A 13,681-nucleotide genomic window follows, 5' to 3' on the forward strand; every position below is an offset into this window, starting at 1 on the left:
GTCCCCGGGAGGCGTGCGCCCGCCGCACGGCAGAGACGGGCGCACGGTGCTCTACGCGAGGGCGGGGGTCAGTGCCGCGTCCACATAGCGCGGCACGGTGCGGGACCAGTAGTAGCACCCGCGGATCCAGCCGATCATGCCTTCCACGTAGCCGACCCCGGCAGGGCTCAACTCCGGTTTGATCTCGTGGTAGAGCTGCTCGACCTCCCTGATCGTGCTGTTGATCTGCCGGATGGCCAGCATGACGGCCATCGGAAGGGAGCACCGCAGCGCCCGCTGGTGGGCGAGGGCCAGATTGATCATTCCGCCCGTCCGCTGCTCCTTCACCGCGGAGAAGAGGTCGGGTATCCACACCGCCGCATCGGCCGACAGCCGGCTCAGGCGTTGCACGTGGGGGTGATGCAGCTCCTCGGGGGCCAGTTCGCACGGTTGCGCCGCTTCGGCCAACGGGTAGAAGGGCTCGACGCCCGCGGTGAGCGAACGTATCGAGGTGCTCAGTCCCATGCCCGGGGGGAGGGGGCCGGCCTGCGCCACCGCCTCGTACAGCAGTCCGTGCACGTACTCGCGGCTCTTGCCTGCCCATCGCGCGGCCTGTGCGGGGGTGCATCGCTCCCGGACCTGCCGGTGGAGATCGGCCAGCGCCGCTCCCAGGGGAGTGCGGGGCGGAGCGCCGTCGCGCAGAATGGCGATGCTCTCGCTCAGCATGGGCAGCAGTCGGTCCGGCGACTGTCGACCGATCTCTTCCGCCCGGTCGTCGAAGACGAATTGATAGGCGATCTGGTTGGACACGATCTGCAGGACGTCCAACTCCACCGCGGGGCTGTTGTACGACGCGAGCTCGGCCGGCCGCGTGAAGGCGATCATGGCCGCCACTCCCACTTCGTCGGTCAGCCCGCACGAGCGTAACCATGCGTCGACGCCTGCCGTGGCTTCGGAGGCGTGGCGATTGCTCAGGAACGGGAACGGCATGTAGAGGTGGGCGTCGATCAATTCCTTGAGGCTGGACGCCGGAATTCCGTACTGCGCGGCGAGCGCGGCTTCCTCATGCGTGGTCGACACCGTTGCCACCTGCCCTTCGGGATTCGTCGGTGCGGGGCGCGGCAGTCGCTCGAGGTGCGGGCGAACCGGCGTGTGCCGAAGTGTCGACGGGCACGCGCGTGCGTGGTTCGCAGATCATCACCAGCGACCTTGGCCCCAGCGTCGCACCGGGGCGTGGTCGTGCGACGGGGCCGGGCAGGTGGCGCAGACGCCAGCGGCCTGCGACCGTCGCGAGGGCCATGGTCATCTCCGCCATGGAGAGCAGGTCGCCGATGCATTTGCGGCTGCCCGCGGCGAACGGGACCATCGCCCCGTGCCGCTCGTCGGCTGCCTGGCCCGGAAGCCAGCGATCCGGCAGGAATCGTTCGGGGTCGGCGAATGATGTGGGATCGCGATGCAGCAGGTAGGGGCTGTAGAGAATCGTGGCTCCCCGAGGGAGACGGCACCCGGCGAAACTCGTTTCCCTGGTGGTCATGCGGGTGAAGAGCCAGCCGGGTGGTGAGTGGCGCAGCGTCTCCGTGACGACACACCGGGTGTAGACCAGGCGCGCCAGGTCGTCGGGACCGGGTCGCTGCCGTCCGGCGAGTACGGCGTCGACCTCGGCGTGCAGACGGCGCTCCACCTCCGGATGTTCCGCCAGGAGACTGAACGCGGACGCCAGGCACATGGAAGGGCTCTCGGATCCGGTGAGCAGGAGCGATACGAGATGGTCGTGGAGTTCCTGTTCGGAGATGGCCCCTTCGGGGCCGTTGCCCTGCGCCGCCGTCAGAAGGGTGCCCAGCAGGTCGTCGCGGGGAGCGCCCCGGCGGCGCGCGGCAATGACGTCGTCGATGATCGCGTGCACCCGGTCGACCGCACGCCGGTAGCGGCGGTTCGCAGGTGTGGGCACCCGGAAGAGGGCGTCGACCGGCACGACGGTGCGGGCGAACAGGCCACGGACGATGGCCGCGAGACTGTGCCGCACCTCCGCTGCCGTCGCTGCGTCCAGCGAGTCGGAGAAGAGCACACGGCTGATGACCCCCGTCGTGAAGGCCATCGTGGCCCCGCTGACGTCGACCTTCTGCCCGGGCTGCCACGCGCGGCACACCGACTCGGCTTCCTCACCCATCTGTTCCGTGTGATCGGCCACGCGGGAAAGGCGGAAGTCCGGTTGCAGCAGCCTGCGCTGGCGCCGATGCTCATCGTGCCGGCACGTGACCACGCCGTCGCCCATCAGAATCCGGAGCCTGTCGTACTGCGGACCTCCCTTGTCGAAGGTGCGCGTGTCCCTGAGCATCTGGTGAACCAACTCTGGGTGACACACCATCCAGGCGCGCTGCGGGCCCAGCCGTATCTCGACGACGTCCCCGTATGTGGGCAAAGAATTCAGAAACCCCAGCGGCTGACGGAACAACGCGATACCGTGACCGAAGAGTGGGAATATGCCTGGAGCAGTACCAATCCTCCACGCTCGCTCTTGTTCAGGCACAGCACTACTCATGAAAACCTCCTGCCCGACGCGGCACGCGAAAAATCGGTGAACGTGCCACGGACTTGACACTTGAGACAAGTCCTGCCCAGTTCGCGCGGCTCTCGGTTTCCCGAAACCTTTCTCCAAAGGGGCGCATAGGAGCACGGAGAAGCAAAAAGAGGCAAAAAGGAGCATCCGGCGAACGGTCGTTGATGCATCGCCCATCAGCGGCGATTCCATCCGCCCCTCAAGTGTGGTCCCGCCCCATGGAGAACGGGACCACACCTGCTCAGCGTTCGCGCACGTGCACCACATTCAATGAGGGCGAAGCCAGGATGTCCTTCTCGCAGAATCGCGAGGTCACCCACTTCTCACCGGAGAACACCCGGGTCTGGTCGCTGAAGTGGGGCGAGTTCGGATTCGACGACTGCGAGTACGTCAGCAGCGTACGAGCCACCGGACAACGGCTGCCGTCCCAGCCCACCGCCTGGATGTGGCTGGAGCCGGTCGACACCTCCGAGTAGCCGCCGCCCGCCGGATTCCACACCGGCTCGACCTTGTTCCACACACCCAGCGACTCGGTGCCGCCCGGAATGGGGATGCGCTGCCCGTTCCGTACGACGAACTGGTGCTCGCCGAGGCGGGAGCCGAGCGTGATACCCGCGGCCCGAAGCTCGGTCACCGCGTCCGCGAGGGCCGTGGCGAAGCCCGGGGCGTCGGTGTTGAGGGTGTGCGGAGTGCGCACCGGGTCCGCCGCCGAGAAGGGCACCTTCCACCGCTGGGCGGCCGGCACCTTCGCGGCCAGCTTGCGCCAGAACCGGTCGAAGAGCAGGGCGCCCCGGCTGCCGGTGTCCGTCGTACGGTCCCAGGCCGCGAGCACCGCACAGGCCTCGCGGACGTCAACCGCCTTGCCGTCACTGCCTGTTGCCGTACCGCCCGGCAGTGTGGCACACGCCTTCGCCACGTCGGCCGCGGCCAGGTCACCCGCGGGCACCCGGTTCGCGAACTGCTGCCGCTCCAGGTCCCGGACGGTCAGACCGCCCCGCTCCGCCATCGCCGCCACGTCCTCGATCGCGCCACGGGTGCGCATCGAGCGCTGCGTGTCGATGGTGCCGAAGACCCGCTCGTAGCCGGTGAGCGGCCGGTCGGCGTTGGCCAGCCACGCGCTGTCGTTGGAGTTCTCCGCGTACGGCGCGTCCTTCAGCGTCGGCATGTGCGCGGGCCCGAAGATCCCGGACTGCACGGCGTCGGCGTCGCGGCCGAGCGTGCAGTCGCCACGGGAGCCGTCGAGGACCGCCAGACCCGCGGCCGGATAGGTGGTCCTGCCCAGGTCCGTCGAACACCGGGCCGCGACGTCATCGGTGATCCGCGGCAGCACCTGCGACTGGGTGTAGAGGGAGTGCCCCGAGGAGTCAGCGGCGATCGTGTTCACCCACGGGAGCCCCTGATGCCGGGCCAGGGACGCGAGGACGTCCGCCGTGCCGCGCGCCTTGCTGAAGCCGAGCGAGGTGTCGGCGAACCGCATGTTGGCGGAATTGGGGTCGCCCAGCGCGTACGCCGTCGTCGTGGTCCAGGGCAGCGGGAGCTCGCCGTCGGTCGAGGCGACGACCGGGCCGTACCGCGTCCACCACTGGGCGCGGGTCACGGGTGCGCCGTCCTTGACCGCGACGGTCACGGTCCGCTTCGTCATCCGGTGTCGCTTGCCGTCCACCACATACACGGTCGGATCGGCGGGATCCAGCGTCAGGCGGTGCAGGTTGAACGGGACGCCGCTCGACACTGTGTGGCTCCACGCCACATGGGAGTTGTAACCGATGGAGATCGTCGGCGACCCGAGCAGCGCCCCGCCGGCGACGTTCAACTCGCCGGGAATCGTCTGCTGCGCCTGCCAGAAGCGGCGCCCGCCGTGCCACGGGTAGTGCGGGTTGCCCAGCAGCAGACCGCGGCCGTTCGCCGTGGTGTCACCGCGGAAGGCGACCGCGTTCGACCCCATGCCAGCGTCGGCGGTCCGCTCCCGCACGGCCCGGATCAGGGCCTCGGCGTCCGGGCCGGCCGCGACGCCCTTGGCGTGGGCGGCGGATCCGGTGGGTGGCTGGGCGGAGGTGATGTCGTCCACGGCGCCGCCCTGGCCGCCGAGCACGGCGATGGCGTAGAAGCGGGCGGCCACGTCGAGTGCGGTGACCGGCCGCACCCAGGCGGCCGCCTTGCACGTGGGGTCGGTGATCCGGTTCTGCTTCAGCCAGGTGTTGTACCCGGCCGCGAAGCCCCGCATGAGGTCCTTGACCTGACGGCTCGGGCCGCGCGGTGCCGGCTGCGCGAGGAGCGCCTCCACGGTGCCTGTCTGACGTACGCCGCGGAAGTACAGGTCGCTGGAGAGGTTGTTGGTGGCCGAGGAGAGCGAGAAGTCGGTCGCCGCGTCGGGGCCGAAGAAGCGTGAACGCTCGCCGCGTACGGTCACGAAACCGTCGGCGAGCGTGCACACCTGGTCGGCGGCCTGCGCCCAACCGGTGCCGAAGCCAAGAGACGTGTAGTCCTTGGCGGTGATGTGCGGAATGCCGTACTCGGTGTAGCGGACGACGGCGGACAGACCGCCGTGCGAGAGCTGTTCGTGCCGGTCCTGGCGGTCCTGTCGCTCGGCCGCGGCGGCCGGCAGCCCGGCCGTGGCGGTGAGCATGGCGACGGCCGTGACGACGAGCCGTCTGAAGCGGGTGCGCATCGTGCCTCCCAACGTCTTTGAGGGAAGGAGCCGTTGAGCGTACCAACGGGTATGTGTCCCCGGCACGGTGTTCTGTTCCCGCTCGACGTCTTGCTTGACCTGTCCGTGCGGCGCACCGAGGATCATGTGTCATGACGCCTGGACACGGCAGCACGGTTGACGGGGTGCTGCGACGCAGCGCCCGGCGCACCCCGGCGCGCGTCGCGGTCGACTACCGCGACCGCTCCTGGACGTACGAGGAACTCGACGAGGCCGTGTCGCGCGCGGCGAGCGTCCTGCTCGACGAGGGCCTCACTCCCGGCGACCGGGTCGGCGCCTACGGGCACAACTCGGACGCCTACCTGATCGCCTTCCTCGCCTGCGCCCGGGCCGGCCTCGTGCACGTCCCGGTGAACCAGAACCTCACCGGCGACGACCTCGCCTACATCGTCGGCCAGTCCGGCAGTTCCCTTGTCCTCGCCGATCCGGACCTGGCGGACCGTCTCCCGGACGGCGTCCGTACGGTGCCCCTGCGCGATGCCGACGACTCGCTGCTGGCCCGGCAGGCGACGGCGCCCGCCCACGACGGCCCGGAGCCGCGCAGCGAGGACCTGGTTCAACTGCTCTACACCTCGGGCACGACGGCCCTGCCCAAGGGCGCGATGATGACCCACCGCGCCCTGGTGCACGAGTACCTGAGCGCGATCACCGCCCTGGACCTGAGCGCCGGCGACCGGCCCGCCCACTCACTGCCGCTGTACCACTCCGCGCAGATGCATGTGTTCCTCCTGCCGTACCTCGCCGTCGGCGCCACGAACACGATCCTCGACGCGCCCGACGGCGACCGGCTCTTCGACCTGATCGAAACGGGCGGCGTGGACAGCCTGTTCGCCCCGCCCACGGTGTGGATCGGCCTCGCGGGCCGCCCCGACTTCGCGACCCGTGACCTCGACGGACTGCGCAAGGCCTACTACGGCGCCTCGATCATGCCGGTGCCGGTACTGGAACGGCTGCGGGAGCGATGGCCGAAGCTGGCCTTCTACAACTGCTTCGGCCAGAGCGAGATCGGCCCGCTGGCCACGGTGCTGGCCCCGGACGAGCACAAGGGCAGGCTGGACTCGTGCGGCCGCACGGTGCTCTTCGTCGACGCCCGAGTGGTCGACGAGGACGGCGAGGACGTACCCGACGGCACCCCCGGTGAGATCGTCTACCGCTCCCCGCAGTTGTGCGAGGGCTACTGGGACAAGCCCGAGGAGACCGCCGAGGCTTTCCGGGACGGCTGGTTCCGCTCCGGTGACCTCGCGGTGCGGGACGCGCACGGCTACTTCACCATCGTCGACCGGGTGAAGGACGTCATCAACTCCGGTGGCGTTCTGATCGCTTCACGGGAGGTCGAGGACGCCCTGTACACGCACGACGGCGTCGCCGAGGCCGCCGTGATCGGGCTGTCCGACGAGCGGTGGATCGAGGCCGTCACGGCGGTCGTCGTCCCGCGCGGTGAGGTGACCGAGGAGGAGCTCATCGACCACGCGCGCGAGAAGCTCACCCACTTCAAGGCGCCGAAGCGGGTGGTGTTCGTCGACGAGCTGCCGCGCAACGCCAGCGGCAAGATCCTCAAACGGGAGCTGCGCGACCGTCTGGCCGGGTGACTAGCGGGGACGCAGGTCCTCGATCCGGCGGATCTTGCCCACCGACCGCTCCAGCGACTCCGGTTCGACGATCTCCACGGCGACCGACACGCCGATGCCGTCCTTCACGGCCGCCGTGATGGACCGCGCCGCGGCGTCCCGGGTCTCGGGCGAGGCGCCGGGGCGCGCCTCCGCCCGTACGGTGAGGGTGTCGAGCCGGCCCTCCCGGGCGAGACGCAGCTGGAAGTGCGGCGCCACGCCCGGCGTGCGCAGCACGATCTCCTCGATCTGGGTGGGGAAGAGGTTCACCCCGCGCAGGATCACCATGTCGTCACTGCGGCCGGTCACCTTCTCCATCCGGCGGAACACCCGCGACGTGCCCGGCAGCAGCCGCGTCAGGTCCCGTGTCCGGTACCGAACGACCGGCATCGCCTCCTTGGTGAGCGAGGTGAAGACCAACTCGCCCTCCGCACCGTCCGGCAGCACCTCACCGCTGATCGGGTCCACGATCTCGGGGAAGAAGTGGTCCTCCCACACATGGAGCCCGTCCTTGGTCTCCACACACTCCTGCGCGACACCCGGCCCGATCACCTCGGACAGCCCGTATATGTCGACGGCGTCGATCGCGAACCGCTCCTCGATCTCCCGACGCATCTGCTCGGTCCAGGGCTCGGCACCGAAGATGCCGACACGCAGGGAGGTGGCGCGCGGATCGACGCCCTGCCGCTCGAACTCGTCGAGGATGGTGAGCATGTACGACGGCGTCACCATGATGATCTCGGGCTTGAGGTCCTGGATCAGCTGGACCTGGCGGGCCGTCATCCCGCCGGACGCGGGGATGACCGTACAGCCCAGTCGCTCGGCCCCATAGTGTGCGCCGAGCCCACCGGTGAACAGCCCATAGCCGTACGCCACATGGACCTTGTCCCCGGGCCGGCCGCCCGCCGCCCGGATCGACCGGGCCACCATGTCGGACCACAGGGAGAGGTCGGCGTCGGTGTAGCCGACGACCGTGGGGCGTCCGGTGGTGCCGCTGGAGGCATGGATACGGCGGATACGGTCCTGGGGGACGGCGAACATCCCGTACGGGTAGTTCTCGCGCAGGTCGGCCTTGGTGGTGAACGGGAAACGGGCCAGATCGGCGAGTGAACGGCAGTCCTCGGGCCGTACGCCGGCCTTGTCGAAGGACTCCCGGTAGAACGGCACGTTGTCGTACGCGTGCCGCAGCGACTTTTGCAGCCTCTCCAACTGCACCGCCCGCAGCGCCTCCGGGTCGAGCCGTTCCCCCGAGTCCAGCAGCTCCGTCGCGTCCGCCATGCGGAGTTCTCCCTCGCCGACCATGTCAATTCGGGCGACCGATCATTCGGTCCGGGTGTTCGGGATCAGTAATTCAGGCGGTGGTTGATCAGGCAAGGGGGCGGGGCGCACTTTCTGCGGGTGAGACCGCGGGCAAGTCGCCCCGCGGGCCTGTGAGCTGCTCCGTTGCGGGGCAGGGGCCCCTGCTACCAAGATCGACGCCATGCCGACCTTCCATGCCTCCGACGGGACCGAGATCGCCTACCACCTGCGGGGTGAGGGCGAACCGCTGGTCGTCCTGCCGGGAGGCCCGATGCGGGCCTCCGCCTACCTGGGCGACCTGGGGGGACTGACAGCGCACCGGCAGCTGGTGCTGCTCGACCTGCGGGGCACCGGGGACTCGGCCATGCCGGCGGACCCGGCGACGTACCGCTGCGACCACCTGGTGGACGACGTGGAGTTGTTGCGGGCCCACATGGGGCTGGCCCACATGGATGTGCTCGCCCACTCGGCGGGCGGGAGCCTCGCCATGCTCTACGCCGCCCGGTATCCGCAGCGGGTGTCGCGGCTGGCCCTGGTGACCGCGACGCCTTGGGCGCTCGGGATGCCTGCCACGGCCGGGGACCGGCTGGCCGCGGCCCGGTCGCGGGAGGGCGAGCCGTGGTTCGAGGAGGCGTTCCCGGCCTTCGAGGCATGGCTGGCCGGGTCGGGGGACTTCGACCCCGTGTTCGCGCCCTTCTTCTACGGGCGTTGGGACGACGCGGCGAAGGAGCACGACGCGCGCGCCGACGACGAGTCCAACGACGAGGCCGGCGACATCTACGGCTCCGACGGCGCCTACGACCCGCCCACGACGCGCACCGAGCTCTCCAGCCTCACCGCCCCGGTGCTCGTCCTGGCGGGCGAACTCGACGGTGGCCCCATCCCCGAGCTCGCCCGCCGCACCGCCGATGTGTTCCCGAACGGCGAGGTCGCCGTGCAGCCCGGTGCCGGGCACTATCCGTGGCTCGACGACCCGGAATGGTTCGTACGGCGTGTAGTTGCCTTCCTGGACGGGAGTGGCCCTAGAGGGGACTGAGTTCGGCCCGCAAGGTCTGGGGTCATTAAAGTTTCGTCAAAGAGTGCTGGAAGAGACACCTGAACGAGGGGGGACAGCCATGGGCGCTCCACGCCTGAGCAGTACGCCATTGCCCGGCATCGGAGTCCGCTACGACCTCATCACACGCGAACAGCGCCGTCTGTCGGTGGTCGCACACCGGGACGGCTCCCGAACCCTGAGCGCGTACCGCAAGGACGATCCGGACGCGTGCGCGCTGTCGGTCCGTCTCACCTCGGGCGAGTCGGACACGCTGATCGACGCACTGATGCCGGCGCACCACAGCCCCAACCTGCTGTCCACCACCGAACTGGGCCTCGTCGCCGAGCGGATCGAGTTGTCCGCCACGTCGCACTGGAACGGACGGCTGCTGGGCGAGACCCGGATGCGTACCGAGACCGGCGTGTCCATCGTGGCCGTGCTGCGGCGCGCCGAGGCGATCCCCTCTCCGGCGCCCGACTTCCGGCTGGCCGGCGGCGACACCCTGATCGTGATCGGCACCCGCGAAGGCGTGGAGACGGCCGCCGCGATACTCGGACGGGAGTGAGCCGCGATGCACTCCTCCGCGGTCTTCCTCATCGAGTTCGGCGCGATCATCCTCGGCCTCGGCCTGCTGGGCCGGTTCGCCGCCCGCTTCCAGTTCTCGCCGATACCGCTGTACCTGCTGGCCGGGCTCGCCTTCGGTGAGGGCGGGCTCCTTCCGCTGGGCACCAGCGAGGACTTCGTCGCCATCGGCGCCGAGATCGGCGTGATCCTGCTGTTGTTGATGCTCGGCCTCGAATACACGGCCAGCGACCTCGTCTCCAACCTCAAGACCCAGTACCCGGCCGGGCTCGTCGACGCCGCGCTCAACGCCCTGCCCGGTGCGGCGATGGCCCTGCTGCTCGGCTGGGGCCCGGTCGCCGCCGTCGTCCTGGCCGGCGTCACCTGGATCTCGTCCTCCGGCGTCATCGCGAAGGTCCTCGGCGACCTCGGGCGGCTCGGCAACCGCGAGACACCGGTCGTGCTCAGCATCCTGGTCCTCGAAGACCTCTCCATGGCCGTCTACCTGCCGATCGTCACCGCGCTGCTCGCCGGTGCCGGTCTCGCGGCGGGGAGCGTCACCCTCGCCATCGCGCTGGGCGTCGCCGGACTCGTGCTCCTGCTCGCGGTCCGCTACGGCCGCCACATCTCGCGCTTCGTGTCCAGCGACGACCCCGAGAAGCTGCTCCTGGTCGTGCTGGGCCTCACCCTGGTCGTGGCCGGGCTCGCCCAGCAGCTCCAGGTCTCCGCCGCCGTCGGCGCGTTCCTGGTCGGCATCGCGCTGTCCGGCGAGGTGGCCGAAGGCGCGCACAACCTGCTGGCGCCGTTGCGGGATCTGTTCGCCGCGGTGTTCTTCGTCTTCTTCGGCCTGCACACCGATCCCGCCAGCATCCCGCCCGTGCTCCTGCCGGCGCTGGCCCTGGCGGTCGTCACCGCGCTGACGAAGATCGCCACCGGCTACTGGGCCGCCAAGCGCGCCGGGATCTCCGCCAAGGGCCGCTGGCGCGCGGGCGGAACGCTGGTCGCCCGCGGTGAGTTCTCCATCGTCATCGCCGGGCTCGCCGTCACCGCCGGCATCGAGCCGTCGCTGGGTCCGCTGGCCACCGCGTACGTGCTGATCCTGGTGATCCTGGGCCCGCTCACGGCCCGCTACACGGAGCCCGTGGCGACGAGGCTGACGGAGCGGCTGGGCAGGCGCGCATCGAGCCGTCCGGCGGACACCGGGGGCAGGGTCACGGGCGATGCAGAGGCCGAGTCGTCGGTGGACGCGCCGCACGACGCGGTGGAGGGCCAGGACGTGGTGGGCCGACCCTGAGCGAGTGCCCCTGGTACGGCCGGGGAGTTGCCGCTCTCCGGCCGTACCCTGCCGCCTCGGAACGGGGCCGGAGGCAACGGCGCCGAACGGGAGGCGACCGGTGCGAGGCGATGAGCTAGCTCCGCACTCGCCGGCGCCGGTGTACGACGTACCCGGCGGTCAGCCCCAGCGCACCGACGGCCATGCCGGCTCCCAGCGCCACCTCGAAGCCCGCCGGCCCCGTGCTGCCGCCCAGGCCGCCTCTGACTCCCAGTGTGGGGAGCGGCGTGACCGTGGGGAGTACCGCCACCGGGGGGACGACCGCTACGGCCGTGCCGCGGCGGGGCAGGAACTCGCAGACGATGTTGTCGTCCCGGCCCCGGTCCTCGTCCAAGCGGTGGGGGTCGCGGAGATTGCGGTTGAACTCCGCCTCGGCGTCCTCCCGGAAGCGGAAGTCGCTGCAGTTGAGGTCGCCGTTCGCGTGGGCGATCTGGACCGCCGGTCCGGCGGTGACGACAACGGTGAGAGCGGCCGCGCACAGTGCGCGTATGGGTATGTTCACGGGGTTCCCCTTCGGTCCTGAGGCCTCTACGACCGTCATTGCGACCGTAGGGACGCCACCCGTGCGCCGTCGCGTCCAGCTACGCCATACGGTGCTTCCGCACCCCGGCTGGGCCCGCCCTCGACTGTCGGCCCCCGACTGTCTGCCGCTCAGCCCGTCCGGGCCCCGTACGCCGTCATGAACCGGTCCCGGAAGCGGTCCATGCCCCAGGTCGGGGCGTTCTCGGCGGGCTTGAGGCCGTCCGTCCAGTTCCAGTCGGCGATGCGGTCCAGGACCTTCTGGTCGCGGGCGACGATCGTGACGGGGACGTCCTTGCTCGTGCTGCCCGCGGTGACCGTCGGGACGGGCTGGTGGTCGCCGAGGAAGACGAGGACCGTGTCGTCGGTGCCGTAGCGCTCCACCCACTCGGTGAGGCTGCGGATCGAGTACTCGATGGCGCGGCGGTACTCGGTGCGGACGCGCTCGGGGTCCTTCCAGACCTCCTTGGGATCGGTGCCCTCCTTCTTGATCTGGTGGAAGACCGAGCCGTCACCGAGGTCGTCCCAGTCGATCATGCGGGCGATGGGGGACCAGGGGTTGTGGCTGGAGGCCAGGATGATCTCCGCCATGATCGGCTCGCGGTTCTTCTTGCCGTGCTCCAGACGCTGGAAGGCCTCCAGGCTGAACTGGTCGGGTACGGGCGTCCAGCTGAAGTACGGGCCGTGGTAGCCCAGGTGCTGGGAGTCGTAGATGTGGTCGAGGGCGAAGTACTTGCCCTCCGGCCAGGCTCGCCGCACCCCGGGCACCACGCCGACCGTGCGCCAGGCACCCGTCTTGCGGAAGTAGCTGTTCAGCGTCGCGCGGTCGCTGGTCGTCAGACTCCGGTACCGCTGCTGGTTCTTGATCCAGAGGCCGGAGAGGAACGTGGAGTGCGCCAGCCAGCTCCCCGCCCCCGTCACCGGCGACTTCAGCCACGCGCTGCGCGACTGGAACCCGGCCGCCTTGAGCGAGTTCGTCCCCTCCTTGAGCACCGCGTCGATCTGCGGCGCCATCGCCGGGTCGTCGATCGCGACACGGCCGTAGCTCTCGATGAACGTGAACAGCACGTCCTTGCCGCGCAGCCCCGTCAGCAACTGGTCCGGCGGTGTCTTCGCGAAGGCGTCCACCGCCGCCTGCTTCTGGAAGACCTGCCCGTCCTTCAGGCCCGCGCGCACCTGCTCGACACGGTTGTTGACGAACTCCGCGTTGCCCTTGGTGGCAAGCGGGACGCCGGCGACCTGGACGCCCAGCGTCATGCAGGTCATCCAAGCGGTCCCCAGGATCAGCGTCGTGCGGGCGGCGGTGTGCCGGTGACGGACCATGAGGTTTGTCACCCGCACCATCGCCAGCGTCATGAGGACGAGCACGGCGAGGATCAGGACGATCACGCCGACCACCGCGAGCACCTGACCGGTCCGCCCGAACGTCTCCCGGACGAACTCCGCCGCGTCGTCGAGCAGTATCCAGTCCAGGACGAGGTCGAAGGGGCGTGCCAGCACCTGGTAGAAGCCCATGTCGACGAACTTCAGGACGGTGAGCAGCCCGAGGAGCGCACCCGCCGCCATCGCCATCAGCCTTCGTGACCTGGGCGGCAGCGCCAGCAGCAGGCCCGCGAGCAGGATCCCCTCGGCCGGGAGCCGGAAGAACGCCTCGGGGCCGAGCCGTTCGAGGCGGTTCGGCACGAGGAGCGCGAAGAGCAGGAGCGCACCGGCCAGCACCGTCGTCCCCACGGTGACGCCGCGTGCCGTACGGGGGTAGCGGCGGCGCCAGCCGAACCAGCCGGGGGAGGGAGAAGGGGAGACGGGCGGTTCCGTGGGGCCGGTCTCCTCGGCGCCGTCGGCCTCCGTGGCCGCCGCGGTGGCTTGGGCGGCTTTCGCTGCTCCAGTCGCGTCCGCCTCTCCAGTTACGTCCGCGCGTTCGGTCGCGTCCGCCGCTTCGGCTACGTCAGCCGCCGCGTCCGCCCCTTCCGAGGCTTCCTCCGTCGCGGCGGTGCCCTCGTCCCCGTTCGCCCCGCCCTCAGCGGTGTTCGTTGGCTGACGAGAGCGAGTGAAGAGCGACACCCGGTGGTCCTTCCGTGCGGTC

Annotated in this window: 10 protein-coding genes; 4 read left to right on the forward strand and 6 right to left on the reverse strand. The window is 70.1% G+C overall.

The window, feature by feature from the left end; translation table 11 throughout:
- Window positions 1-51: 51 nt before the first annotated feature.
- From ACIA8X_RS25965 to ACIA8X_RS25975, 3 genes are read right to left on the reverse strand one after another with little or no spacing between them, the layout of a single operon-like run.
- Window positions 52-1,059, reverse strand: coding sequence for a (-)-alpha-amorphene synthase (locus tag ACIA8X_RS25965; RefSeq protein ID WP_399459205.1), 1,008 nt, complete (start codon window positions 1,057-1,059; stop codon window positions 52-54).
- A complete protein-coding gene (locus ACIA8X_RS25970; RefSeq protein ID WP_399459206.1) occupies window positions 1,043-2,803 on the reverse strand; it encodes a cytochrome P450 in 1,761 nt (586 codons plus the stop codon). Before ACIA8X_RS25970 ends, ACIA8X_RS25965 begins: the two co-directional genes overlap by 17 nt.
- Window positions 2,778-5,204 carry a penicillin acylase family protein gene (locus tag ACIA8X_RS25975; RefSeq protein ID WP_399459207.1) on the reverse strand — a complete coding sequence of 809 codons (2,427 nt, stop codon included), beginning with the start codon at window positions 5,202-5,204 and terminating at the stop codon, window positions 2,778-2,780. Before ACIA8X_RS25975 ends, ACIA8X_RS25970 begins: the two co-directional genes overlap by 26 nt.
- Window positions 5,205-5,335: 131 nt before the next feature.
- On the opposite strand from ACIA8X_RS25975, the gene ACIA8X_RS25980 reads away from it, so the two are divergent.
- Window positions 5,336-6,832 carry an acyl-CoA synthetase gene (locus ACIA8X_RS25980; protein ID WP_399459208.1) on the forward strand — a complete coding sequence of 499 codons (1,497 nt, stop codon included), beginning with the start codon at window positions 5,336-5,338 and terminating at the stop codon, window positions 6,830-6,832.
- Here the strand turns inward: ACIA8X_RS25980 and paaK are convergent, their stop codons facing one another.
- Window positions 6,833-8,128, reverse strand: coding sequence for a phenylacetate--CoA ligase PaaK (gene paaK, locus ACIA8X_RS25985; RefSeq protein WP_393443514.1), 1,296 nt, complete (start codon window positions 8,126-8,128; stop codon window positions 6,833-6,835).
- A 202-nt stretch (window positions 8,129-8,330) separates the two neighbouring features.
- On the opposite strand from paaK, the gene ACIA8X_RS25990 reads away from it, so the two are divergent.
- From ACIA8X_RS25990 to ACIA8X_RS26000, 3 genes are all read left to right on the forward strand, one after another.
- Window positions 8,331-9,185 (forward strand): alpha/beta fold hydrolase, encoded by an 855-nt coding sequence (locus tag ACIA8X_RS25990; RefSeq protein ID WP_399459209.1) that lies wholly within the window; start codon window positions 8,331-8,333, stop codon window positions 9,183-9,185.
- A 79-nt stretch (window positions 9,186-9,264) separates the two neighbouring features.
- The gene (locus ACIA8X_RS25995; RefSeq protein ID WP_393443510.1) at window positions 9,265-9,750 is read left to right on the forward strand and encodes a cation:proton antiporter regulatory subunit; all 486 of its coding nucleotides are present in this window, start codon (window positions 9,265-9,267) and stop codon (window positions 9,748-9,750) included.
- Window positions 9,751-9,756: 6 nt separating this feature from the next.
- On the forward strand, window positions 9,757-11,040 hold the full coding sequence (locus ACIA8X_RS26000; RefSeq protein WP_393443508.1) for a cation:proton antiporter: 1,284 nt from the start codon (window positions 9,757-9,759) through the stop codon (window positions 11,038-11,040).
- Between the two features lie 115 nt (window positions 11,041-11,155).
- Here ACIA8X_RS26000 and ACIA8X_RS26005 read toward each other — a convergent pair whose 3' ends face one another.
- Together ACIA8X_RS26005 and ACIA8X_RS26010 are read right to left on the reverse strand one after the other, a co-directional pair.
- Window positions 11,156-11,581, reverse strand: a complete 426-nt coding sequence (locus ACIA8X_RS26005) for a hypothetical protein (RefSeq protein ID WP_393443506.1) — start codon at window positions 11,579-11,581, stop codon at window positions 11,156-11,158.
- A 149-nt stretch (window positions 11,582-11,730) separates the two neighbouring features.
- Window positions 11,731-13,659 carry a sulfatase gene (locus ACIA8X_RS26010; protein ID WP_393443504.1) on the reverse strand — a complete coding sequence of 643 codons (1,929 nt, stop codon included), beginning with the start codon at window positions 13,657-13,659 and terminating at the stop codon, window positions 11,731-11,733.
- Window positions 13,660-13,681 lie beyond the last annotated feature (22 nt).

The sequence above is a fragment of the Streptomyces sp. NPDC051738 genome, assembly GCF_044453205.1.
GTDB lineage: Bacteria > Actinomycetota > Actinomycetes > Streptomycetales > Streptomycetaceae > Streptomyces.

Bases quoted from the DNA above. Each gene is read 5' to 3' on its own strand.
- ACIA8X_RS25970 (WP_399459206.1), bottom strand. From the start codon at position 2,803: ATGTGGTGCACGTGCGCGAACGCTGAGCAGGTGTGGTCCCGTTCTCCA.
- ACIA8X_RS25975 (WP_399459207.1), bottom strand. From the start codon at position 5,204: ATGCGCACCCGCTTCAGACGGCTCGTCGTCACGGCCGTCGCCATGCTC.
- ACIA8X_RS25980 (WP_399459208.1), top strand. From the start codon at position 5,336: ATGACGCCTGGACACGGCAGCACGGTTGACGGGGTGCTGCGACGCAGC.
- paaK (WP_393443514.1), bottom strand. From the start codon at position 8,128: ATGGCGGACGCGACGGAGCTGCTGGACTCGGGGGAACGGCTCGACCCG.
- ACIA8X_RS25990 (WP_399459209.1), top strand. From the start codon at position 8,331: ATGCCGACCTTCCATGCCTCCGACGGGACCGAGATCGCCTACCACCTG.
- ACIA8X_RS25995 (WP_393443510.1), top strand. From the start codon at position 9,265: ATGGGCGCTCCACGCCTGAGCAGTACGCCATTGCCCGGCATCGGAGTC.
- ACIA8X_RS26000 (WP_393443508.1), top strand. From the start codon at position 9,757: ATGCACTCCTCCGCGGTCTTCCTCATCGAGTTCGGCGCGATCATCCTC.